18 protein-coding genes are annotated in these 21,729 nt (G+C 62.7%); 7 read left to right on the top strand and 11 right to left on the bottom strand.

Annotated features, from left to right (window positions below):
* Positions 1-255 precede the first annotated feature (255 nt).
* From I8N66_RS25865 to I8N66_RS25855, 3 genes are all read right to left on the bottom strand, one after another.
* Complete coding sequence (locus tag I8N66_RS25865) at positions 256-972, bottom strand: GntR family transcriptional regulator (RefSeq protein ID WP_223729400.1); 717 nt, start codon at positions 970-972, stop codon at positions 256-258.
* A 188-nt stretch (positions 973-1,160) separates the two neighbouring features.
* Positions 1,161-2,357: an amidohydrolase gene (locus I8N66_RS25860; protein WP_291159852.1), complete on the bottom strand. Its 1,197-nt coding sequence runs from the start codon at positions 2,355-2,357 to the stop codon at positions 1,161-1,163.
* Positions 2,358-2,382: 25 nt separating this feature from the next.
* A complete protein-coding gene (locus I8N66_RS25855; protein ID WP_291159849.1) occupies positions 2,383-3,759 on the bottom strand; it encodes an amidohydrolase family protein in 1,377 nt (458 codons plus the stop codon).
* A 164-nt stretch (positions 3,760-3,923) separates the two neighbouring features.
* On the opposite strand from I8N66_RS25855, the gene I8N66_RS25850 reads away from it, so the two are divergent.
* The 6 genes from I8N66_RS25850 (at position 3,924) to I8N66_RS25825 (ending at position 11,580) form a co-directional block, all read left to right on the top strand.
* Positions 3,924-5,498, top strand: coding sequence for an ABC transporter substrate-binding protein (locus tag I8N66_RS25850; protein WP_291159845.1), 1,575 nt, complete (start codon positions 3,924-3,926; stop codon positions 5,496-5,498).
* A gap of 162 nt (positions 5,499-5,660) precedes the next feature.
* Complete coding sequence (locus I8N66_RS25845; protein ID WP_223729404.1) at positions 5,661-6,626, top strand: ABC transporter permease; 966 nt, start codon at positions 5,661-5,663, stop codon at positions 6,624-6,626.
* Positions 6,626-7,522 carry an ABC transporter permease gene (locus tag I8N66_RS25840; protein WP_113541236.1) on the top strand — a complete coding sequence of 299 codons (897 nt, stop codon included), beginning with the start codon at positions 6,626-6,628 and terminating at the stop codon, positions 7,520-7,522. The genes I8N66_RS25845 and I8N66_RS25840 overlap by 1 nt, the downstream gene beginning before the upstream one ends.
* Before the next feature lies 1 nt (position 7,523).
* Positions 7,524-9,236, top strand: a complete 1,713-nt coding sequence (locus I8N66_RS25835) for an ABC transporter ATP-binding protein (protein ID WP_291159838.1) — start codon at positions 7,524-7,526, stop codon at positions 9,234-9,236.
* Positions 9,237-9,453: 217 nt separating this feature from the next.
* Positions 9,454-10,650: a cyanate transporter gene (locus I8N66_RS25830; protein WP_291159835.1), complete on the top strand. Its 1,197-nt coding sequence runs from the start codon at positions 9,454-9,456 to the stop codon at positions 10,648-10,650.
* A gap of 225 nt (positions 10,651-10,875) precedes the next feature.
* Positions 10,876-11,580 (top strand): GntR family transcriptional regulator, encoded by a 705-nt coding sequence (locus tag I8N66_RS25825; RefSeq protein WP_113541239.1) that lies wholly within the window; start codon positions 10,876-10,878, stop codon positions 11,578-11,580.
* A gap of 173 nt (positions 11,581-11,753) precedes the next feature.
* On the opposite strand, the gene I8N66_RS25820 is transcribed toward I8N66_RS25825, so the two are convergent.
* Together I8N66_RS25820 and I8N66_RS25815 are read right to left on the bottom strand one after the other, a co-directional pair.
* The gene (locus I8N66_RS25820) at positions 11,754-13,148 is read right to left on the bottom strand and encodes an amidohydrolase family protein (protein WP_291159831.1); all 1,395 of its coding nucleotides are present in this window, start codon (positions 13,146-13,148) and stop codon (positions 11,754-11,756) included.
* A gap of 151 nt (positions 13,149-13,299) precedes the next feature.
* Positions 13,300-14,157 carry a LysR family transcriptional regulator gene (locus I8N66_RS25815; RefSeq protein ID WP_291159828.1) on the bottom strand — a complete coding sequence of 286 codons (858 nt, stop codon included), beginning with the start codon at positions 14,155-14,157 and terminating at the stop codon, positions 13,300-13,302.
* 530 nt (positions 14,158-14,687) lie between these two features.
* On the opposite strand from I8N66_RS25815, the gene I8N66_RS25810 reads away from it, so the two are divergent.
* Complete coding sequence (locus I8N66_RS25810; protein WP_291159825.1) at positions 14,688-15,971, top strand: MFS transporter; 1,284 nt, start codon at positions 14,688-14,690, stop codon at positions 15,969-15,971.
* An 86-nt stretch (positions 15,972-16,057) separates the two neighbouring features.
* Here the strand turns inward: I8N66_RS25810 and I8N66_RS25805 are convergent, their stop codons facing one another.
* The 6 genes from I8N66_RS25805 to I8N66_RS25780 all read right to left on the bottom strand — a co-directional run.
* Entirely contained in the window at positions 16,058-16,762 is a 705-nt protein-coding gene (locus tag I8N66_RS25805; protein WP_291159822.1) for a gamma-glutamyl-gamma-aminobutyrate hydrolase family protein, read from the bottom strand.
* Between the two features lie 102 nt (positions 16,763-16,864).
* Complete coding sequence (locus I8N66_RS25800; RefSeq protein WP_291159819.1) at positions 16,865-17,827, bottom strand: ATP-binding cassette domain-containing protein; 963 nt, start codon at positions 17,825-17,827, stop codon at positions 16,865-16,867.
* Positions 17,824-18,735 (bottom strand): ABC transporter ATP-binding protein, encoded by a 912-nt coding sequence (locus I8N66_RS25795; protein ID WP_291159816.1) that lies wholly within the window; start codon positions 18,733-18,735, stop codon positions 17,824-17,826. Before I8N66_RS25795 ends, I8N66_RS25800 begins: the two co-directional genes overlap by 4 nt.
* Positions 18,732-19,553 carry an ABC transporter permease gene (locus I8N66_RS25790; RefSeq protein ID WP_034794912.1) on the bottom strand — a complete coding sequence of 274 codons (822 nt, stop codon included), beginning with the start codon at positions 19,551-19,553 and terminating at the stop codon, positions 18,732-18,734. Before I8N66_RS25790 ends, I8N66_RS25795 begins: the two co-directional genes overlap by 4 nt.
* Positions 19,554-19,558: 5 nt before the next feature.
* Positions 19,559-20,494, bottom strand: coding sequence for an ABC transporter permease (locus I8N66_RS25785; protein ID WP_223729413.1), 936 nt, complete (start codon positions 20,492-20,494; stop codon positions 19,559-19,561).
* A gap of 81 nt (positions 20,495-20,575) precedes the next feature.
* A partial coding sequence (locus I8N66_RS25780) for an ABC transporter substrate-binding protein (RefSeq protein WP_291159803.1) occupies positions 20,576-21,729 on the bottom strand: 1,154 nt, incomplete at its 5' end.

Genomic DNA, 21,729 nt, shown 5'->3' with positions numbered 1-21,729 from the left:
ATCGCATACAATCTTAGGAGAAATCGAGATGGACAGGTCAATCTCCAATAGGGTCAGCAAGATTTCTACACGAATCTTGACGAAGAATCAGAGGCTTGACGAGATGGTAGGCGTCGAACGGAATAAGCCAACTCCGCCGCGCGGTCACAGTGGAGACGTGCCTCACGCGGTCGAAGCATCAGATTGATTGCATACGAACTGCGCGCATGCATCTGGGGACGCCCCGCAGCAAAACAAGCAGCGTGTCAGAGCGCATTACAGCCCCTCTTCTTTCGCGTAGGTAGCAAGCAGATCCGGCAGGCCGTCCTCGGCGTTGCTTTTCAGTAGTGCCCGGGCCGTGATGGCCCCGATATGATGGCCGATCAGTTCGCATGCCTTTTCTCGATCTTTGCGCGTAAGCGCGGCGATCAGGGCGCGGTGTTCGGAGACGGCGCAATCGGAAGAATGGGGACGCCCATAGAGCGACAGGATCATCGAAGAGCGCGAAACGAGTTCCGTGACGTACCGCAGGAGAATCGCGTTTTCCGTCAACCTTGCGAGCAGGACGTGAAACTCTCCAGCGAGCTGAATCGAGATTGCCGGATTGCTGACCCTTGCCTTGTCCTCGGCATCGACATGCGCCTCGAGCTCCTTGATCTTCGGCGGCGTCAGCCTGCCGATCAGGCTATCAACGACCAATGTCTCCAGCGACCGCCGCACCGCGAAGATATCGTGCCCGTCCTCAAGGCTGGGATGACTGACGCAGGCACCCTTGTTCGGGCGCAATTCGATCAAGCCCTCGCCGTTCAGCCGGGCCAGCGCCTGGCGCACGATCGTGCGGCTCACACCCAGCCGCTCGCCGATCGAATCCTCGGGAAGTTTCGTTCCGGCGGGAAATGCCTGGTCGAGGATTGCGCGCCTAAGGATGCGATAGACCAAGTCCGATTTGGAGGCCGCGGATTTTGAATTGCTATCACTGGGATTGGACGTCATGACGAACCTGAAGAATAGCGGGCGTGCTGTCGAAAGAGACTGCCAAGGGACCGAGCACAGTCAATTATCACCCCCTTCGAAGCGGCAAAGGCGCGGCCCGCCACTGCGGACCGGCCGTTCCTGCGGCTGCCCGCCGGCGTTTCGGACGGTCGGCCCCTCTTCCATCAGCCCCTCTGCCCGCCGCATCGTCATTCGATGACCGGCAGGTCACCCGCCAGTTCGCCACGATCCACGACCACACGACCGCGTCTGATGACGGTGCGTTTGTGTGGGGTCAGCGCGACAGCCTCCGCTACCGTGCGGGCAGGCACCAGCACCAGATCACCGAAGCAGCCATCTGAGAGACCATAGCCGTCGAGTCCGATGGCTTCGGCACCACCGAAGGCGCAGACGCGAGCCGCATATTCGAGGTCGACATCATTGGCCATGCCATTGCGCTGCGCCAGGGACCGTGCCCGCTCCAGCATGTCGCCATTTCCGTAGGGCTCCCAGGTGCCTTGAATGCCGTCGCTCCCGGAAGCGACAGTCATTCCGCTCTCGCGCATCAACCTGAGTGGCAATGCGGGCGCCGAAGGGCTCCCGACGGTCATGACCGCAATGCCTTCCGCAGCCAGCCGCTCGATCAAGGCAGCCTGTCGTGAAGCATCGAGCATGCCTAGACAATAGGCGTGGCTTACCATGACCCGCCCTTGAAGTGACAAGGCGTGCGCGCGTTCGATGATCAATTCGAGACAGAACGCACCGAGGTCACCGGGCTCGTGTAAATGGATGTCGATCGGCTTTGCATGACGATCGGCAAGGGCGAAGATTGCATCGATGTGGCGCACCGGATCACGCTCGATGGAAGCGGGATCGATGCCGCCGACGATATCGGCGCCGGCCCGCAGTGCCGCATCCATCAGTTCGAGCGTGCCTTCGCGCGGCAGCATGCCACTCTGCGGAAATGCCACGATCTGTACATCGACCAGATCGCGCATCGCCTCGCGCGTTTCGAGGACGCCTTCGATATTGGCAATGCCGATCTCGGTATCGACATCCACATGGCTGCGAATGCTCAAGACGCCGTAGGCAAGCGTCTGCATGATCTGACGGGCAGACTGCCGGCGGGCATTGATGCCGAGTTCGCGCTTGGCGTTGCGATCAGCCAGGATCCGGTCGTTGCGGGTCGGACCGACCCGGTTTTCGAACCAGTCCATGCCGATGAGTGTCTTGTCGAGATGTGTATGGGCTTCGACAAGCCCCGGCAGGGCGACTTGTCCGGCGGCGTCGATCTCGATGGCCGCACGCCCGCCATCTGCCGCAACAAACCGGCCTTCGCGGATGCAAAGGTCTTGGAGGGGACCGCCGAAGGGACGGGCATTGCGGATGAGTAGGTCTGCAGTCACCTTGATATCCTCGCTTTTCACGGTGTCAGCTGCAAACGCCCAGTCCTGCGCGGGACATGGCGATCTCAAACGCACACAACGCACGATCCAGGATTGCATTTTCGTCGTGGCCGACGAGGCGTCGACCACGCATCAGCACCCGTCCACCGACGATGGTCGTGTCCACGTCGGCGCCATTGGCGAAACGTGCAATGCGCTGCACCGGGTCGTGCGGCGGCCAGAGGTGGGGCTGGCGCATGTTGATAAGGAGGATGTCGGCACGCTTGCCCACCTCAAGCGAGCCGATTTCGTCTTCCATCATCAGCGCGCGGGCGCCCTCGATCGTCGCCATCTCAAGCAACTGCAAAGGCGGCAACACCGCATCGTCTCCAAAATGACGTGCGTGGTAGCGGTGCGCCTGGAACAGGTTGCGGAACATGTCGAACGGTCGATCGGGTGCCGCGGCATCGGTGCCAAGCGAAACGGTAACGCCGTCCGCCATCAGTTCCGGGGCCGGGCAGCGGCCATAGACCGACATCAGGGCACTCGGATTGTGTGCGACCTTGGCACCGGTTCGCTTCAGCACCGCCCGGTCGGCATCGGTCAGGTCTATGCAGTGGGCCAGAAGCGACCGCTCGTCAAAGAGGCCGAGTCTCGCGTCATTGGCAGCAATGGATCCGTCCCGGTGACCATCCTGCACCAGAAGGCCATTCCTTGCGCGCATGCGATCGCGTACCTTGCATGCAATCCTGTATACCGTTTCGTCGCGCAGTTCCTGCTCATCGAATACCGGCAGGGAAAAGACGACCTGCAACCGCTCGTCGCGTTCGGCCCAGGCGTCGACCAAATCGGTCGCCACGTCGATCTGCCGGTCCGGATCGACGACGAGGTCGGTGTGGGACGTCGACGTATATTGGCGATAGACATGATCCTGTCCGGGACGGTTCGGGCCGACGGCCAGAACCTCACGCACGCCCATGGCCGCAATCGAAGCCAGGTGCGCTTCCGCCGCCTCTGGCGCCTCGCTGCGCATGATATCCGGGCCGCCGCCAAACAGCAGCGCCGCAGTCGTCGTACCACACTTGATCCTCTCGGCCGCCGACAGCGCCGCCTCTGCCGCCCAGAATTCAGGGTCGGTCGCGGTTGCGTAGATTCGTCCGGTTACGGACATCCAGTCCTCGGTGTCACTGCCCAGCCCCTTGGTCAGCATATGACCGGCATGGGCATGGGTGTCGATCATTCCGGGCATTGCGACCATGCCGGCGGCGTCGATGCGCTCGGCATTCGTTTCTCCAGCAAGACTTCCTTCGCCGATCGCAGCGATGCGTCCATTCTCGATCAGGATGTGGCCGCGATCGAGAATGTGCCGTCCCGAATCCATCGTAACGATCGTGGCATTTTCAATCAGCAGTGCGTTCGTCATGGAAGGCTCCCTCTCCGGCTGCCGGTTTTGGCGCTCTTTTTTGACAAAGCGCGCCAAATCGACTTTCGCCATCTTGATATTGTTTGCATCAGATGTACACTATTTATGGGAACATTCGTATCCAATAGCAAAGACAATATGTATACGTTAAACGGGAGAAACCAGTGAAAACCTCTATAAAGACCCTTTTGGCCGGACTCGCCCTCATGGCGCCTCTGTCTGCGCCCGCATTTGCCGAGACGCTGCGCTGGGCATCATCCGGCGACGTCATTTCCTACGACCCGAACGCACAGGTCGACAGCTTCACCCAGAGCGTACACCACATGGTTTTCGATCCGCTGGTGCGCCGCAACAAGGACCTGAAGCTGGAGCCGGCACTCGCCACTTCCTGGGAAGTTGTCGAGCCCACCCGTTGGCGCTTCAAGTTGCGCCAGGGCGTGAAGTTTCATGAAGGCCAGCCCTTCAACGCCGACGACGTCGTAGCGACGATCCAGCGCCAGATCGATCCCGGTGCGCGCAACCGCGAGAACCTCTCCACCGTTGTCGGTGTCGAGAAGGTGGACGAGTATACCGTCGACCTGATCCTGCGCGCACCCTATCCGCTGCTCCTCAACGACCTTGCCGCCATCTACATCATGAGCAAGCCGTGGATGGCAGAGCATGACGCATTGAAGCCGGGCAACGCTTCGACTGGCGTCGTCACCTATGCCAGCAACCATGCCAACGGCACGGGCGCCTTCAAGCTGAAGGCCTACGAGCCGGACTCGCGCTCTGTCTTCGAAGTCAACAAGGACTGGTGGGACAAGCCGCAGCACAATCTGGACGAAGTCGAGTTCCGTCCGATCGCCTCCGACGCGACGCGCGTCGCAGCACTGCTGTCGGGTGAAGTCGACATGATTGCGCCGGTGCCGCTGCAGGACATCGACCGCATTTCGGCCACCGATGGGCTGAAGGTCGTCGAAAACCCGTCGCTGCGCACCATCTTCTTCGTCTTCAGCTACCGCCCGGAACTTCACGCGACGCCGGGCCAGCCCAATCCGCTGCGCGATGTGCGCGTACGCCAGGCTCTGTGGCACGCAATCGACACCAACACGATCCAGAAGCGCCTGATGCGCGGCAAGTCGCGCACGGCCGGCATGCTCGTCGCACCGGCGGTGACCGGTTACGACGAATCGATCGACGTGCCGCTGCCCTATGATGTCGCCAAGGCCAAGGCTCTGCTGGCCGAGGCCGGCTATCCGAACGGCTTCAAGACTGGCCTCGCCTGCCCCAACGACCGCTACATCGCCGACGAGCAGATCTGCCTTGCAGTTGCCTCCATGTGGGCGCAGATCGGTGTCCAGGCCAATGTGAGCGTCGAGAGCAAGACGACCTATTTCCCGAGGACCGACAAGGGCGAGTTCGACGTCTATCTTCTCGGTTGGGCTTCACTGCCGCCGATGGACGGGTTCAGCCCGCTGCAGGCGCTGCTGGCGACCAATGACGGCACCTTCGGCGGCAGCAACGCCGACGGCTTGTCCAACCCTGATATCGACAAGCTGGCTCATGCCGCCGCAAGCGAGCTTGACGAGACCAAGCGCGTGCAGATGCTGAAGGATGCCTTCCGCATCACCCATGACCAGGTGCTCTACCTGCCGCTGCACCAGCAGCCGGTCGCCTGGGCGATGAACAGCAAGGTCGACATGCCGCAGTTCCCGGACGAGTACGTTCGTCCGTGGTTCGCGCAGATTAAGAAGTAAGTCGGGATACTCCCGAGGCCGGTCCTGGCGCGCGCAAGCCCGCCGGGACTGGACCGCAAACCGGGTCAACCCCTCCAGGACCGGAAACGGCACGGAGGACGCGGGAGCGCACAGCCCGGTGGCCGCCCTTTGGGCAAGATCGCTCCCCCTAAGGACTATCCGATGATCAGACTTCTTTCAGTCAGGCTGCTTCAGGCCATCCTCGTGATGGTCGCGGTGACGGCCATCGCCTTCGTCATGTTCCGCTTCGTCGGCGACCCCGTCGCCTCGATGGTTCGCGAGGGCGCGACCCAGGCAGAAAAGGATGCCGTGCGCGCTGCGCTCGGCCTCGACAAGCCGGTAGTCACCCAGTTCGTCAAATTCGTAGGCCAGGTGCTGACCGGCGATCTCGGCACAAGCTATCGCTACCAGCAGCCGGTCACGACGCTGCTGCTCAGTCGCCTTCCCGCCACGCTGGAGCTGGTGATCGTTGCCACAGTGCTGGCCCTGTCGCTCGGCATCCCGCTCGGCGTGCTCTGCGCACTGAAGCCGCACGCCTTCTTCTCGCGACTGACCCAGTCAGCAACCCTCGTCGGCATCTCCATGCCCACCTTCGTCACCGGCCTGCTGCTGATCCTGGTCTTCGCCGTGAACCTCAGATGGCTGCCATCCTCCGGACGCGGCGACCTCGTCGATATCGGGTTCTGGCAGACGGGCTTCCTCTCGCTCTCGGGCCTGAAGTCCCTGATCCTGCCGTCGATCACGCTGGCGTTGTTCCAGCTCACACTGATCATGCGGCTTGTGCGGTCCGAAATGATCGACGTCCTGTCGTCGGACTACATTCGCTTCGCCTTCGCGCGCGGCCTGCCCAAGACCTATATCTACGGCCGCCTGGCGCTGCGCAACGCATTGATGCCGGTCGTTACCGTCACGGGCCTGCAGATCGGCCAGCTCATCGCCTTCGCGATCGTCACCGAGACGGTGTTCCAGTGGCCCGGCATGGGCCTGCTGTTCACCAACGCCGTCGGTTATCCCGACGTGCCGGTGCTGGCCGCCTACCTTCTGTTCGTGGGCTTCCTGTTCGTGATGATCAACATGATCGTCGACATTCTCTACACCTTCATCGATCCGCGCCTGAGGACACGATAATGGCCACGCAATCCCTGATGCGCCGGCTTCCGCCGGTTTCCGTGATGATCGCCGGTGTGGTGCTCGTCGTCATGCTGATCCTCGTGATCTTCGCCCCGATGATCGCGCCGATGGACCCGCGCGACGTCTCGTCCTATTCGCTGATGGACATGGAGATTCCCCCTGTTTTCATGGAGGGCGGTGATTCCCGCTTCCTGCTCGGCACCGACAACCAGGGACGCGATCTCGTCTCCGTCATCCTCTTCGGCTTGAGGATTTCCGTCATCATCGGTCTCGGCGCAGTGGTCTTTGCAGCCGTGCTCGGCGTCGTACTCGGGCTCATTGCCGGCTTCTTCGGCGGCGTGGTCGATGGCGTCGTGATGCGCATCGCCGATGTCTTCGTCAGCTTCCCGACCATTCTCGTCGCGTTGCTCATCAGCGGCATCGCCCGCGCGCAGCTTAGCGCCGATACGATGCTCGCCTGGGCGCCGCTGGTGCTGATCTTCTCGATCGCCATCAACGAATGGGTGCAATATGCGCGAACCGTGCGCGCCTCGACAATGGTGGAGATCGCGAGAGACTATGTGCGCGCCGCCAAGGTCATCGGCCTGCCGTCCGCCCGCATCATGGGCCGCCATATCCTGCCGAACATCATGAGTTCGGTGATGGTCATCGCCACGATCAACCTTGCCGGCGCGATCCTGACGGAGGCGACGCTCTCCTTCCTTGGTGCAGGCATGCCGCCGACCTATCCTTCGCTCGGCACGCTGATCCGCATCGGCAACCAGTTCCTGTTCTCCGGTCTCTGGTGGATCGCGGTGATGCCGGCGACGGTGCTGGTCATCCTCGTGCTCGCAGTCAACGTGATCGGCGACTATCTGCGCGACCACTTCAACCCGAAACTGATGGCGAGATGAGATGACCGAAACAACGCGCCCCGTCCTCGACATCCGCAATCTTCGTGTCGAGTATCCCCTGGCCAACGGCAGCACGCTGACGGCCGTCAAAGACATTGACCTCACGATCCGCCCCGGGGAAATCCACGCTCTCGTTGGCGAATCCGGCGCCGGCAAGACCACTGTCGGCAATGCGCTGATGGGTCTGCTGCAGGCACCAGGCAAGATCGCCGCCGGTTCGATCGTCATTGCCGGCAAGGAGATCAACCTTCGCACCGGTCGTACCGAGGGCATCGTGCCCGGGCGCGACGTCGGCGCGATCTTCCAGGATCCGATGACGAGCCTCAACCCGCTCTTCACGGTGGAAAGCCAGCTTTGCGAGGGCATGCTCACGCACCTGAAGCTTTCCGCCAGAGAGGCGAAGGCCCGCGCGCTGGAATTGATGAAGGCCGTCGGCATTCCGGAGCCTGAACGCCGGCTCGGCAGCTATCCGCACCAGCTTTCCGGCGGTCAGCGTCAGCGCGTGGTCATTGCCACGGCGCTTGCCTGCAATCCGCAACTGATCGTTGCCGACGAACCGACGACGGCGCTCGACGTCTCGGTGCAGGCCCAGATCCTCAAGCTCATCCGTGACCTTGCCGATGAGCGGGGCGTCGGCGTGCTGCTCGTCACCCACAATATGGGCGTCGTTGCGGAGATCGCCGACCGCGTCACCATCATGCAGAACGGTGCGGTCGTGGAAAGCGGCCCGACCCGTGAGGTGCTGACGGCACCCAAGGCGCCCTATGCCCGCACGCTGATCGCGGCCGTACCGCCGATCGATACGCGCCTCGATCGCCTGCCGGTGCCGAGCGAAGAAACGCAGGTGACGCTCGACGCGCGCGCTTCGGTGCGCCGCAAGAGTGCGAAGAGCGAGACCGGCAGTCGCGACGAGGTGGTGCTCTCGGTGCGCGATCTCGCCGTGGAGTATGGCGGGCGCGGCTTGCTACGCAAGGAAGCGGCCTTCAAGGCCGTCAAGGGCGTCTCGTTCGATGTCCGGCGCGGCGAGATTTTCGGCCTCGTCGGCGAATCCGGCTGCGGCAAGACCACAGTTGCCAATACCATCGCCGGTCTCGTCACCCAGAGCGCTGGCTCCATCGATTTCCAGGGAACGGCGCTCGGCGCCCGACGCGAGAAATCGATCCGCCAGTCGCTTCAGATGGTGTTCCAGGATCCATACTCGGCGCTCAATCCGCGCCTGCGCATCAACGCTGCCATCGCCGAGCCGATCCTCTTCTACAAGCTGGCCTCCAATGCCGAGGAAGCCCGGCAGGACGCCAAGACGCTGCTCGAAGCAGTCGGCCTTCCCGCCGACGCCGGCGCGCGCTTCGCGCACGCCTTCTCCGGCGGCCAGCGCCAGCGCATCGCCATTGCCCGCGCACTCGGGCCCCACCCGTCGCTGCTCATCTGCGACGAGCCGACCTCGGCGCTCGACGTCTCGGTGCAGGCACAGCTCCTCAACCTTTTGAAGGATCTGCGCGACCTTGCCGGTCTTTCCATGCTGTTCATCAGCCATGACCTCGCCGTGATCCGCCAGATGTGCGACCGCGTCGCCGTGATGAAGGCGGGAGAGATCGTCGAGCTTGCGGATACCGAGACCCTCTTCACCACGCCGAAACACGAGTACACGCGCGAGCTTCTCCGCCTTGCCCCGTCCGTCGAGCGCATTCTGGGGCGGGAACTGGCTTCGGCCTAGCAGTGGCGGACATAGACCAATACGGATTTCCCGCATCTCGCCGGCCAGGGCCGGCGGGATCGGGGGCCGATCACCGACACCCCAGTCAGCATGCCGCTGGCCTGACTGGACTGATCGCCCTGGAGCTCATGCCCATCGCGAAAGATTGATGCGCCACCGCGCAAGTGCCCTCCGGGGCCTCAAAAACAAGAAGAAGACGTAAAGGAAATACCCGATCATGCCCAAATCATCAGAGCCCACGACGGGCCGCCAATGGATGCTGCTCATTCTCGTCGTGCTGGTCGCCGTCAACCTTCGGCCGTTTCTCACCGCTCCGGGGCCAGTGCTGGCCGAGATCGTCGCCGATACCGGCATGGGATATGGCAGTCTGGCGCTGCTGACACTGCTGCCGATGATGCTGATGGGCGTGGGCGCCTTCATTTCCCCCTCGGTGCAGGCCATGATCGGCACGCGGCGCGGCATTCTCATTGCCATGCTGGTGCTGGCGGCCGGCTCTCTGCTCCGGCTCGTCGCACCGGGTGGCGTGGCCCTGGTCATGACGGCTGCCCTTTGCGGCGCCGGCGTCGCCTTTATCCAGGCCGCTTTCCCCGGGATCATCAAGGCTGAGTTTCCGCGCAGCATACCTGTCGTCACCGGCCTTTACTCTGCGGTCCTGATGGGTGGCGGCGCGCTCGGCGCACGGCTGACGCCATTCCTCGTCAGCACCGGCTACGGCTGGCGCCCGGCCCTTGCCTGGCTTGCGGCCCCCGCGATCGTCGCTCTAGGTGCCGCATGGCTGATCCTATCGGATTCGCGCAGCGAGCGACCGGACAAGGCTCTGACCGGCCGGCTGCTCCGCCGTCCCCGGACCTGGACGCTGATCATCGCCTTCGGGCTCGTCAACGCCGGTTACTCCTCCGCCGTCGCCTGGCTTGCATCCTATTATCAGTCACTCGGCTGGAGCAGCGGCGACAGCGGTAACCTTGTGGCGTTGATGGCGATCTGTCAGGCGGCTGGCGCCCTTGGCCTCCCGGTCCTGGCCCGCCACAACATCGATCGCCGCGCCTTCCTGCGATTGACGCTGGCCATGCAGGCGGTCGGCTTTGCCGGCCTTGCGTTCCTGCCGGAGGCAGCGCCCGCGATCTGGGTTGGCCTCTGCGGAGCCGGCCTCGGCAGCAGCTTCTCGCTGGCGATCGTCACCGCCCTCGACCACCTGCCACGGCCGCAGGAGGCCGGCGTACTGGTGGCGTTGATGCAGGGCGGCGGCTTCCTGATCGCGTCGCTCGGCCCCTTTGCAACGGCGTTTCTGCACAACATCAGCGGCAGCTTCGCTCCCGGATGGACGCTGCATCTGGCCTGCGTTATCGGCGTGTTCTTCCTCTACATGCGCTTCAACCCGTCACGTTACGCGCAGGCCATGCAGTCGCCCGTCTGAGACATTGCCCTCGAAAGGGTGCGGCCTTGCCTCGCTTCGCGCGTGCTGGCCGCATCTTGCCGGCCCACGCGCGCGGGCACGAAGGGCGCTTCCTGGCGCCTGACTTTTCGAGAACTGACTTTTGGGGGCGCCGCTGTTGCCGTGATCCAAACGCCAAATCACTGGACAGCTCGCCGATTTGTATGCAATTCGAAGAAATAATTGCGACGACTTGGAGTGACCCGAATGGCAAAGAAAGAGAGCGAAGGAGGCGGCGGCCGCGCTCATGCCGTTCATCGCGTCCTGAAACGCGCGATCCTCGATCAGGCGCTGTCTCCGGGATCAAAACTGCCCGAAGATTCGATCGGCGAACGATTGGGTGTCAGCCGAACCCTGGTGCGCGAGGCGCTGGTCCGCCTCAGCGAGGAGGGGCTGGTGGAACTCAGGCCGAACAGGGGCGCCGTGGTTGCACGACCGACGCTCGAGGAGGGCCGCAATCTGTTCCTGACCCGAATGGCGCTGGAACGGCTGGTGGTCGAGACGCTTTCGGGAAAACTCACGCGCGAGCAGATCGACGTTCTCTCGTCTCATATCGCCGCCGAGGAGGCCGCGAAGAAAGAGCGAGCTCAATCGATCCGGCTAGCCGGAGAATTCCATACGCTGCTGGCGCAGATGACGAACAATACCAGCCTCATCCGCTACGTGAACGAACTGGTCGCCCGCAGTTCCCTGATCCTCGCGCTCTACGGCCGGCCGCATTCATCGGAATGCGCCGTGTCGGAACACCAGGACCTGCTGGACAAATTGATTGCCGGCAAGACCGACGAGGCGGCGGCCCTCATGGCGCATCACCTCGATTCGGTGACGACCCGTGCACTGCTTCCGACCGACGGCGACAGAAACATCAAGGAAGTGCTCTCCGCCTACGCCGTGGCAGAGGGCCTGGCCTAGGCAAGGTGCGGCGCTCCCGGAGGATGTCCGGGAGCCTTGTAGGCTGGTCCGGCGCGCGAACCATCTCCTAGACATCGGGGCTATCGGCCCTTGCGTCACTTCGACTGTGAACGAGGCGGCCACTGCCGCCTCGCGATGACAAGCGCTGTCGTGGCACGCAAGCGCCCAACTCGTCAGACTTCGCCAACCCCACCCGACACGAGACGCCCCTTGTGGAACGTCGCAGTTCTCTCCGGCACGCGGGCGACCGCCTCGGCCGAGCAGCTTGCTCCGACGAGCGTGAACGAGGCCTCGTCGCCGACGTTCGGCCAGGCGCGCTTGCCCTTGTCGTCGAGCGGCAGGATGCCGCCGGTGGCGATGGACATCGACCGCGAGAGGCGGAACTCGTCCGACCCGCGATAAAGCTGCGCGTAGAGATAGGCCTTCTCCAGCATGTCGCCGCTGCCGAATGGCGACCAGTGGTCGATCACGCTATCGGTTCCGGTCATGACAAAGACCCCCTTCTCGGCCAGCTGCGGCAGAGGCATCACCAAACCGATCGGCACCGTCGAGGCAATCGAGATCTTTTGTTCCGCCAGCCGCGTGGCGGTCTCTTCCAGAGCCTCAGGAGCAAGCGTGCTCAGCGCGAAGGCGTGGCTGATCGTCACTTTTCCGCGCAGAGCGGGGTTCTTCTCGACGGTGTCGATCATGTAGTTGACCGCGGCAACGCCGGCCGGGCTGGTTTCGTGCAGGTGGATGTCCACCCCTTTGCCGGCATCGAGCGCGATCTGGAACATGGCGTCGAGCGATTTTTCCATCGCACCGTCGACATTCGTCGGATCCAGGCCACCAACATATTGAACGCCCATCTGCATCGCTTCGCGCATCAGACCGTCGACCTTGGAGTGAAGCAGGCCGTGCTGCGGGAAAGCGACGATTTCGCACACGAAATCATCCCGATGGTTTTCCAACGCCTGCTGCAGGTGTTCGAGGCTCTTGAGACCGCTGACTGGGTCGATGTTGCAATGGCTGCGGGCGACGGTGCTTCCCTTGGACTGCAAAAGGGCGATCAGCCCCTCGGCGCGTTCACGCGAGGTCGGCAGCAACTGAGGCAGCAGCTTCTCTTCGAGCGCGATCATGTCCATGATGGTCTTGCCCTGACGCGGGCGCGGCGCCTGCCACGGGCCGCCATAAAACGTCTTGTCGAGATGGATGTGCATATCGCGCATCTGCGGCAGCAACAGTTGCCCATTCGCCTGAAAGCGCGGCACGCCCTCGGGCAGGTTCGCATTTTCCGGATGCAGAGCGACGATCGCGCCGTCCTTGATCTCCAGGCCGTAGAGCGCGGTCCGGGTGGCGACGACGACATCGCCGTCATATTCGAACCCTTCCTCCAGTCGCACGCCGGTCAGGACGTAGTGGCGATCCGCGAGCGTCTTGGTGTTCGTCTCGCCGACGCTCTTGCCCGCGCTGGCCGATGCCTCGCGAACCGCCCCACCGGACAACCCAGCGACAGCGCACGCCGTGGTCAGCGACCCGGTGCGGCTGAGAAAGGTCCGGCGGCTTTGCGGTAGCATCTGTTCCAACATTTTTGCCTCATCATGGATTGGTTAGAGCCGCCAATTTACCGAACGGCGGGACGGCATGGCAGCGACATTTGCCAATGCTGGCTATTCGATTTGCCAATGCGAGCGGACAACATCACGGCATTCACGAATAGCAAAGGGGTGCGCCCCGTCGCTACCGCCTGAGGTCGCAATACTCGATGAGACGTTCCGCCAGCGCCAATGCTGCAGGGCTGGCATCGTCGCGGTAAAACAGCGCCAGTTCGAAGTCATCGACGGACGGCAGACGTTCAGCCGCGCCCAGCACGCGGTGGGAAGGCAGCCGGCAGCTCGCGGGCAGCAAGCTGACACCAAGCCCGGCAGCGGAGGCGGCAGCGAGCGCTGCCAGGCTGGCGCTGCTGTAGCTGATGCGCCAGCGAATGCCGAGGGTATCGAGCGCCTGACACAATTCCTCTCGATAAAGACCGTTGAGCGGGAACACAGCCAGGGGCACTGGCACCTGTTCGATCGCCGGGCGCACAAGACTATCCAGCCACAGCAGGGGTTCCGGCCTCGCCGCGCGCGGCTGTTGCTTGCGGCGCTGCTTGACGAGGATGAGATCGAGCTCCCCGTCTCGATAGGCGTGTTGCAGATCGGCGCTGAGCCCGCTCGTCACGTCCAATCGCAAGTGCGGATGCTGGCCGTTGAACGATGCCAGAAGATCGGCCGTCGGCACCATGAAGTCTTCGGGCATCCCCAAGCGCAGCACCCCGTCACGCCAGGGCCCGGCCAGGGCATCATGCGCCTCTTCGTTCAGCGCGATGATACGACGCGCATAGCTCAGCAACTTGACGCCCTCTTCCGTCAATTGCACCAGATGCGACGAGCGCTCGAAGAGCGCTTTCCCGAGCATTTCCTCCAGCCGGCGAATTTGCTGACTGACAGTCGACTGCGAAAGATTCACCCGCTCGGCCGCGCGCGTGAAGCTGTTGCATTCGCAAATGGCCACAAAGCTGAGCAACAGCTGGGGATTGAACATGGGATAGCGGTTCATTCGTCCCCCAAATGCACTGGAACCGATTGCTGGCGAGGATGACGGCTCCGAAATGGAGCGCAATCGTGCGATCCCCGGGAAGTCCACAGTTCACGCGTCGCGCTTTGAATGCGCTGAATTTATTACATTGTATACAATCTGCATGCAAAGAGAAAAGAGCCGGCGTCGCCTCGGGGGCGATGCCCGCCCTTTGCCTTCATCAGCCCGATAACCCTAGAGCTCGCCAAATATGGACCCGACGAGCTCATGAGGGATCGTCACGTTTGAGACGGAACTTAGCGCCTGCTACCATTCTCCAACGCAATGCTTTCCATCGGTTTTCTTAATTTCCGAACCGTCGAGAACAGTCCTATAGCCGGAGCCATGTCGCGGTCTCCGGTCGCGAATTGCGCAATGCGGCAGCGGCGAAATCCGCATTGACACCCCAGACGCCGCAACGAGCAGCCACCTCTCGCAAAAAGAGATCCAGCCCCTCGGCGACTGGCTGCCTGGAAAGGTGCGATGCAATGATTGAAGACCTTGAGGGCGCCATGCGTTCCGACACTATCGCGAGCGGGCGTTCTTCGTCATCCGCGCCTCGCGCCGGCTTCCTGGCCCGGATCGCGTCGTCCCTTATCCTTTATCCAGGCTACCGAAGACTCTGGATATCCAACCTTTTCTTCTTCGGCGGTGTCTGGACACAGACGCTCGTGCTCGGCTGGCTGGTGTTCGAGACCACCCGTTCGGAGTTTTCCGTCGCCCTCTTCACCGCGGCAAGGCTGGGCCCGATGATGTTCGGTCCGCTCGCCGGCGTGATCTCGGACCGCTTCGACCGGCCGAGGCTGCTTTTGGTTGCGTCAGGCTGGGCCTTTGCCGTCCTCAGCGCGATCGCGCTGCTGGTGGCACTCGACAAGATATCCTTCTGGGGCCTGGTCTTTGGTGGCTTCTGCATTGGCCTGGCGCAATCTCCGTCTCAGCCGGCACGTTTCGCACTGGTCGCCGATCTCGTCGATCGCGAAAAGCTCAGCAACGCCAATGCCCTGAACTCGCTTGTGCTGAGCATGACGCAGATGATCGGTCCGGCGCTTGGGGGGACGATGATCGTCGCATTCGGCGCTGCCTCGGCGCTCGCCATCTCCGCCTGCTGGTATCTCGTTTCGTTCATAGCGCTCTGGCCGATGCGGAACCTGAAGAACAGCCGCCAGCAGCATCGAGGAGAAGACTTCGCGAGCCTCGTGGCGGCAGGCTTTCGCACCATCTCCGGGAACGTCCTCCTCAGGTCTGTCCTGGGTGTCACGTTCTTGGCCAATATTCTGTTGTGGCCTATCTACCAGGGCTTCATGCCTGTTATTGCCAAGGAACATCTGGGTCTGACGCCACAGGGGCTCGGCTTGCTGCTGGCATGCGCGGGCACCGGCAGCCTGGCCGGCGCCCTCGTCATCGCCAGCCTCGGGGACTTCCGATACAAGGGCGGCCTCTTTCTGGTCGGCACAGCGGTTTGGGGCGGCCTTTGGGCTGTCTTCGCCCTGTCGTCCACGATGCCTTTGTCGTTTGTTCTCATGGGGCTGATCGGATTTTCGGCATCGCCGTTCGGCGTCCTGCAGACCACGCTCATGCTCATGATGACGGAACCGCACGTACAGGGGCGTGTGATGGGCATTCAGGAGTTGACGATCGGCGTCATGCCGGTTTCGGGCCTGGTTCTCGGCGCGGCGGCGGAAGTCTTCGGCATTGCCAATGTGGCGCTGGTCAGCGGGACGCTGCTGGCCATTTCACTTGCAATCTTGGCTCTGCGCGTCCCGGAACTGTTACGCTACAGCGGCCACAACAACTAAACGCGCCAACGGAAGCTTGTCCTCGCGATGGAATATCGCGGAGCGCGCTTCCGTTGAAAGCGCGATGCGCTCAGCCGTCCTAGGCGTCAACGGGATCGGCGGCTGGCAGCTTCCACGAATGCGTCAAAGACGCGTGCGCCCGGAGGGCTTTCAGCGTCCAGCATCTCCGGGTGCCATTGAAGCCCCATGGCAAAGGACTGCGAGCCGATCTCGATCGCTTCGACCACTCCATCCTGGGCCCGGGCGGCAACGGTCACAGCGTCGGATACCTCCACGATCGCCTCGCGATGAAACGTGTTCACGGCGAATGTCCCGGCGCCGAAGATACCAGCCATTCTGGTGCCGGCGACGACGCGGACGTCATGCGAGAAATTGGCCTGGTCGTGGTTGAGCGCTGCGGGCCACGACGAATGGACATCCGAAACCATCCGGCAGCCGTTGAGGCAGCCGAGCATCTGCATGCCGTTGCAGATGCCGAGCACAGGCTTGTCGCGCGCAAGGAAGCTTTCCATCAATGCCATATCGACGGCAAGGCGATCCGATGGCGGGTACTGGGATTGGTCTCCTTCGACATACCAGCTCTTCGGAAAATTGATGCGGCCGCCGACGCTTAAGAACCCATCAAACTCCTCGACGACCTGCTCGACGATGTCAGGGATATACGGGATACCGAAGGCAAAGGCGCCGGCGCGGCGGATCGCGGAGAAGTAATTCCTCGAGGTGTCGTAACGTCCGCCACCTGAACTGGTGTTTTCATCCATGATCACGGCGATCTTCGGCATGCTTTTCATCGGGTTCATCCTAGATTTCAGAGATTCCACGCTCGAACGTCGGCCAACCTAGCCTATCCTTGCGGCAGGGCGGAACCGGGCTTCGCTGACCGCGTCCCCGGACTAGACCAAAGCCATCCGAACCCTATGGTTCCCGCCGATCTCGATCAGTTCGGATCGAACAGGGGCGGTAAAGACATCCGGCGCGGTGCTGCCATCGGAAACGAAGCGGCGGCCGGCAAGTTGCGGCACGTTGGCGTCGCTCCCCTGCATGGCCGCCGGCTTCAGCGCCGCATCCGGGTCAGGAATGGCGGCGATCAGGCGGCGCGTGTAGGGATGGGTGGGCGCCTCGAAGATCTCGCGCCAGCCGCCCTCTTCCACAACTTCGCCGAAATACATCACCAGCACCCGGTCGCTCATATGCTCCACCACGCTCAGATCGTGGCTGATCATCAGATAGGAGAGGCCGAGTTTTTCCTGAAGGTCGAGCAGGAGGTTGATGATCTGCGCACGGATCGACACGTCGAGAGCCGAAACCGGCTCGTCGAGCACGACGATCTCAGGCTCGAGGATCAGCGCGCGGGCGATGCCGATGCGCTGGCGCTGGCCGCCGGAGAATTCGTGCGGATAGCGCCCTGCCTGTTCGGGCGTCAGGCCGACATTCTTCAGCATAGCCTCGACGCGGCTCTCAATTTCCGAAGCGGCGGTGATGCCGTGCAGCCGCAGCGGTGCGGCGAGCGAGGTGCGCACGGACTGGCGCGGGTTGAGCGAGGCATAGGGGTCCTGAAACACCATCTGCACCGCTTTCGCCCTGTCCATCCGGTGCGGCGCGCCGGCTCCCGCGAGCGGCTGACCGCGATAGCGGATCATGCCCTCGGTCGGCTCCTGCAGTCCGAGGATGGAAAGCGCCGTCGTCGATTTGCCGCAGCCGGACTCGCCGACGATCGACAGGCATTCGCCCTTGGCGAGTTCGAAGCTGATGCCGTTGACGGCGTGGAGCGTGCGCCGTCCTTTGCCGAGCAAGCCACCGCCGGAAATCGGGAAACGAACGTGGAGATCATCCACCTGCAGCAGCGGAGCGGTCATGTCTGGCTCCCTTCCAGTTCACGTGGCGCGATGAAGCGGCTCTCGGTCAGCTTCGAGCGATCGGCGATGATGCTGTCAATATCGACGAGCCGCTGCCGCCCATGTTCGCTGCGGCTACCAAGGCGCGGCAGTGCGCCGAGCAAGCCGCGGGTATATTCATGCCGCGGGCTTTCAAAGAGCGCCCGCGTCTCGTTTTCCTCAACAAGGCAACCCGAATACATCACGCCGACGCGCTGGCAGATGCTGGCGATGACGCCGAGGTCGTGACTGATGAAGAGAACCGCCGTCCCGCGCGCCGCGCAGAGTTCCTTGATGAGGCGCAACACCTCGGCCTGTACGGTCACATCGAGTGCCGTCGTCGGCTCGTCGGCGATCAAAAGGTCCGGACTGCAGGCAAGCGCCATCGCGATCATCACGCGCTGGCGCAGTCCGCCGGACATCTGATGCGGGTAGTTCTTGGCACGGCGATCCGGGTTGGGCACGCGGACATTCCCTAGCGCCTCGACAGCGAGCTTTTCAGCTTCCGCCCAGCTTTTTCCCTGATGCAGCACGAACATTTCCGCGATCTGGCGTCCGACCGTCGAAAGCGGGTTCAACGCGGTCATAGGTTCCTGGAAGATCATGGCGATGCGATTGCCGCGCAGGCGCCGCATTTCACGCTTCGGCAGCGCCAGCAGGTTCTGCCCCTTGAACAATATCTCGCCACCGGTAACGGCGAGCGGTCTTTTCAAGAGCCCCATGACAGCGAGCGATGTGACCGATTTTCCGGAACCGGACTCGCCAACGAGACCATAGGCTTCGCCGGGCATGATCTGGAAGGAGACGCCCTTGAGCAGCGGATGGTGACTGGAGCGGCCAAGCGAAACGCCGAGGCGCAGGTCCCTGATGTCGAGAAGCGGCTGAGTCATGGCTTGCGCGTCCTCATATGCGGATCGAGGCTGTCGCGCAGTCCATCGCCGAGAAGGTTGAAGCCGAGCACCGAGAGGAAGATGGCAAGGCCGGGGAAAAGCGCTGCCCAGGGCGCGAGCTGGATGAGCTGGCGGGCGTCAGTCAGCATCGAGCCCCAGCTCGGGAACGGCGGCTGGATACCGAGCCCGAGGAAGGAGAGTGCCGCTTCCGACAGCACTGCCGACCCCATGCCGAGCGTCGCCATGACGAGGATCGGCCCCATCATGTTGGGCAGGATCTGCGTGAACATGATGCGCAGGTCGCCATAGCCGAGAGTCTGGGCCGCCTGCACATAGCCCTGCGATTTCAGCGAAAGCGTCGAGGACCGGGCAATGCGGCAGGTCCAGCTCCAGTTGGTGAGGCCAAGCGCGATCAGCAGCGACGGCAAGCCTGGGCCGAGCACCGCCATCACGGCGAGCGCGAAGATCAACGAGGGGATGGCGAGCATGACGTTGGTCAGACCGTTCACCAGATCGTCCCACCAGCCGCCCCAGTAACCAGCGGTCATGCCGAGCGTGACGCCGATGATCGAGTTGATCACCTGCGATACGATACCGACGGTCAGCGAGATCTGCGCGCCGTAGAGAATGCGGGTATAGACGTCCCGTCCCTGCCCGTCCGTGCCGAACCAGAAGGTGGCGTCCGGCGGCAGTTCGGAGTTCATCAGGTCCGCATCGAGCACCGGGTCGAAGGGCGCGATCCAATGGGCAAGGACACCGGCGAAGATGACGAGCGCAGTCAGCGTCGCGCCGAGCCAGAAGTTGAAGCCGAGGCGCACGGGCGTCACTCCTGCTTGATGCGCGGATCGATCGCGGCATAGACCAGATCGACGGCGGTGTTGATGATCAGGAACCACAGCACGATGACGAGGATCGTGCCCTGCACCACGGGAATGTCGCGGATCGCCACGCTATCGACCAGCAGCGAACCGATCCCGGGCCAGGCGAAGAGCTTTTCGATGACGACCGCCTGGCCGATCAGCGAACCGAACTGCAGACCGATAGTGGTGACGATCAGCACCAGCGCATTGCGCGCCACATGCCAGCGCACGACCTTCGCCTCGCTCATGCCCTTGGAGTGGGCGGTGCGGATGAAATCGGCGTTCAACACGTCGAGCACGCCCGCCCGCGTGGTGCGCGCGAGCAGCGCCAGCGGCGTGACGCCGAGGGTCACGGCCGGCAGGATAAGGTTCCGCAATGAGCCGTCACCATAGCCGAAACTGGGCAACCAGTTCAGTTGCAGCGCAAAGAGATACATCATCAACAGGCCGAGCCAGAATTGCGGCATGGAAAGGCCCGAAACCGCACCGATCATCGTCACGGTGTCGAGGATCGAACCGGGCCGGAGTGCGGCGAGAAAGCCGAGCGGCACGCCGACGACAATGGCAAAGACCATGGCGGCGACGGCAAGCTGAAGCGAGGCACCCATGCGGTCGTTGATGAGGTCGATGACCGGCTGGCGCGTGCGGAAGCTGGTGCCGAGATCAAACCGCGCGAGATCCGTGACGTAGGTCACGAAGCGCTCCATCAGCGGTTTGTTCAGACCGAATTCCTCGTTGAGACGAGCGATCATTTGCGGATCGGCGGCACGTTTGCCGTCAGCAAAGAGGCTGGCCGCGAAGGTACCGGGAACGACGGAGAAGATAACGAAGATCAGCAGCGCCACCACGACGATCGTCGGGACGACCTGCAGAATGCGGCGCAGGGTAAAACGAAGCATGAGCGGTTCCATTTTGGCCACCCGGATGGGTGGGACAACTGATGTGTGGGGCGGCCGAAGCCGCCCCGAACCTCTCAGGGCTTATTTGCGTGCGTCCGGAGCCGTATCGTCGATCCAGATTTCGTCGTAGGGCTGGACCGCCAGTTCCGTCGCGTTCGGAACAAGGCCGTGGATCCATGGCTGGTAGGCCATGACTGCCTTGTTGTAGTTGAAGAACCAGACTGGCGCATCGTCCTGCACGATGTTGTTGGCCTGGCGGAGCAGATCGCTCTGCTTGACCGGGTCGCGTTCCTGCTGGGCCGCCTCATAGAGCTTGTCGAAATCCGGGCTCGAATAGCTTGCGTAGTTGCAGGCCGATTGCGCCGTCTTGGAATAATAGCAACGCAGCGCGTTCAGCGGATCAGGACCGGACAGGTTCGACCAGATGAAGGCCTGGAAGTTGTTCGACGTTACGGCGTCGCCAAGGGCCGAGCTTTCGACCGGCTTCGGCTTCACGGTGATGCCGACCTTCTTCAGCATCGGCAGAATGGCTTCCACGATCGGCACGCCCCAGCTTTCGTTCGGGCTCGCCGTCACTTCGAATTCGAAGCCATCGGCATAACCGGCTTCGGCCAGCAGAGCCTTCGCCTTGTCCGGATCAAAGGCGTAAGGCGCCTTGTCCTTGTCGAAGGCAGGCGAAGACAGCGGCAGCCAGCCGGAAGCGGGGTAGGCCTTGTTCTTCACGAGCCTTTCGATGATCAGCGGCGCGTTGATCGCATGGTTGATCGCCTGGCGGACCCGCTTGTCCTTGAACGGTTCGAAGGCCGGGTTGAAGCCGATGTTGCGCGTATAGACCTCGGCGACTTCGAGCAGGTGATCCTTGAGGGCTTCCTCACCCTGATAGGCCTGGTACTGGGTCGGACCGAGGATCGAGACGTCGATTTCCTTGTTGCGGAAAGCCACGTCGCGCGCGGCATCCTCGGCCATCAGCACGATGTTGATGCGGTCGAGGTAGGGCTTGCCCTCTTCGTAGTACTTGTCGAACTTCTCGACGACGACCTGCGAACCCGGCACGTGCTCCCTGAAGACGAAGGCGCCGAGGCCGACGGGGGTCTTGGCGAAGCTCGATTCATCCTCGACGTTTGACGGATAGATCACCGTCGTATTCTGCATCAGCGGGAAACCGGGATTGATCGGTCCGGTATAGGTGATCTCCAGCGTGTGGTCGTCGATCTTCTTGAGACCGGAAATCTCCT

The organism is Ensifer sp. SSB1 (assembly GCF_016652895.1).
In the GTDB taxonomy this organism is placed as follows: domain Bacteria; phylum Pseudomonadota; class Alphaproteobacteria; order Rhizobiales; family Rhizobiaceae; genus Ensifer.
Note: the sequence above shows the minus strand (reverse complement) of the source record. Positions and strands in the feature narration are given on the sequence as shown.

Coding starts and splice junctions, on each gene's coding strand:
- I8N66_RS25865 (WP_223729400.1), bottom strand. CDS start 972: ATGACGTCCAATCCCAGTGATAGCAATTCAAAATCCGCGGCCTCCAAA.
- I8N66_RS25855 (WP_291159849.1), bottom strand. CDS start 3,759: ATGACGAACGCACTGCTGATTGAAAATGCCACGATCGTTACGATGGAT.
- I8N66_RS25845 (WP_223729404.1), top strand. CDS start 5,661: ATGATCAGACTTCTTTCAGTCAGGCTGCTTCAGGCCATCCTCGTGATG.
- I8N66_RS25840 (WP_113541236.1), top strand. CDS start 6,626: ATGGCCACGCAATCCCTGATGCGCCGGCTTCCGCCGGTTTCCGTGATG.
- I8N66_RS25835 (WP_291159838.1), top strand. CDS start 7,524: ATGACCGAAACAACGCGCCCCGTCCTCGACATCCGCAATCTTCGTGTC.
- I8N66_RS25830 (WP_291159835.1), top strand. CDS start 9,454: ATGCCCAAATCATCAGAGCCCACGACGGGCCGCCAATGGATGCTGCTC.
- I8N66_RS25825 (WP_113541239.1), top strand. CDS start 10,876: ATGGCAAAGAAAGAGAGCGAAGGAGGCGGCGGCCGCGCTCATGCCGTT.
- I8N66_RS25820 (WP_291159831.1), bottom strand. CDS start 13,148: ATGTTGGAACAGATGCTACCGCAAAGCCGCCGGACCTTTCTCAGCCGC.
- I8N66_RS25815 (WP_291159828.1), bottom strand. CDS start 14,157: ATGAACCGCTATCCCATGTTCAATCCCCAGCTGTTGCTCAGCTTTGTG.
- I8N66_RS25810 (WP_291159825.1), top strand. CDS start 14,688: ATGCGTTCCGACACTATCGCGAGCGGGCGTTCTTCGTCATCCGCGCCT.
- I8N66_RS25805 (WP_291159822.1), bottom strand. CDS start 16,762: ATGAAAAGCATGCCGAAGATCGCCGTGATCATGGATGAAAACACCAGT.
- I8N66_RS25800 (WP_291159819.1), bottom strand. CDS start 17,827: ATGACCGCTCCGCTGCTGCAGGTGGATGATCTCCACGTTCGTTTCCCG.
- I8N66_RS25795 (WP_291159816.1), bottom strand. CDS start 18,735: ATGACTCAGCCGCTTCTCGACATCAGGGACCTGCGCCTCGGCGTTTCG.
- I8N66_RS25785 (WP_223729413.1), bottom strand. CDS start 20,494: ATGCTTCGTTTTACCCTGCGCCGCATTCTGCAGGTCGTCCCGACGATC.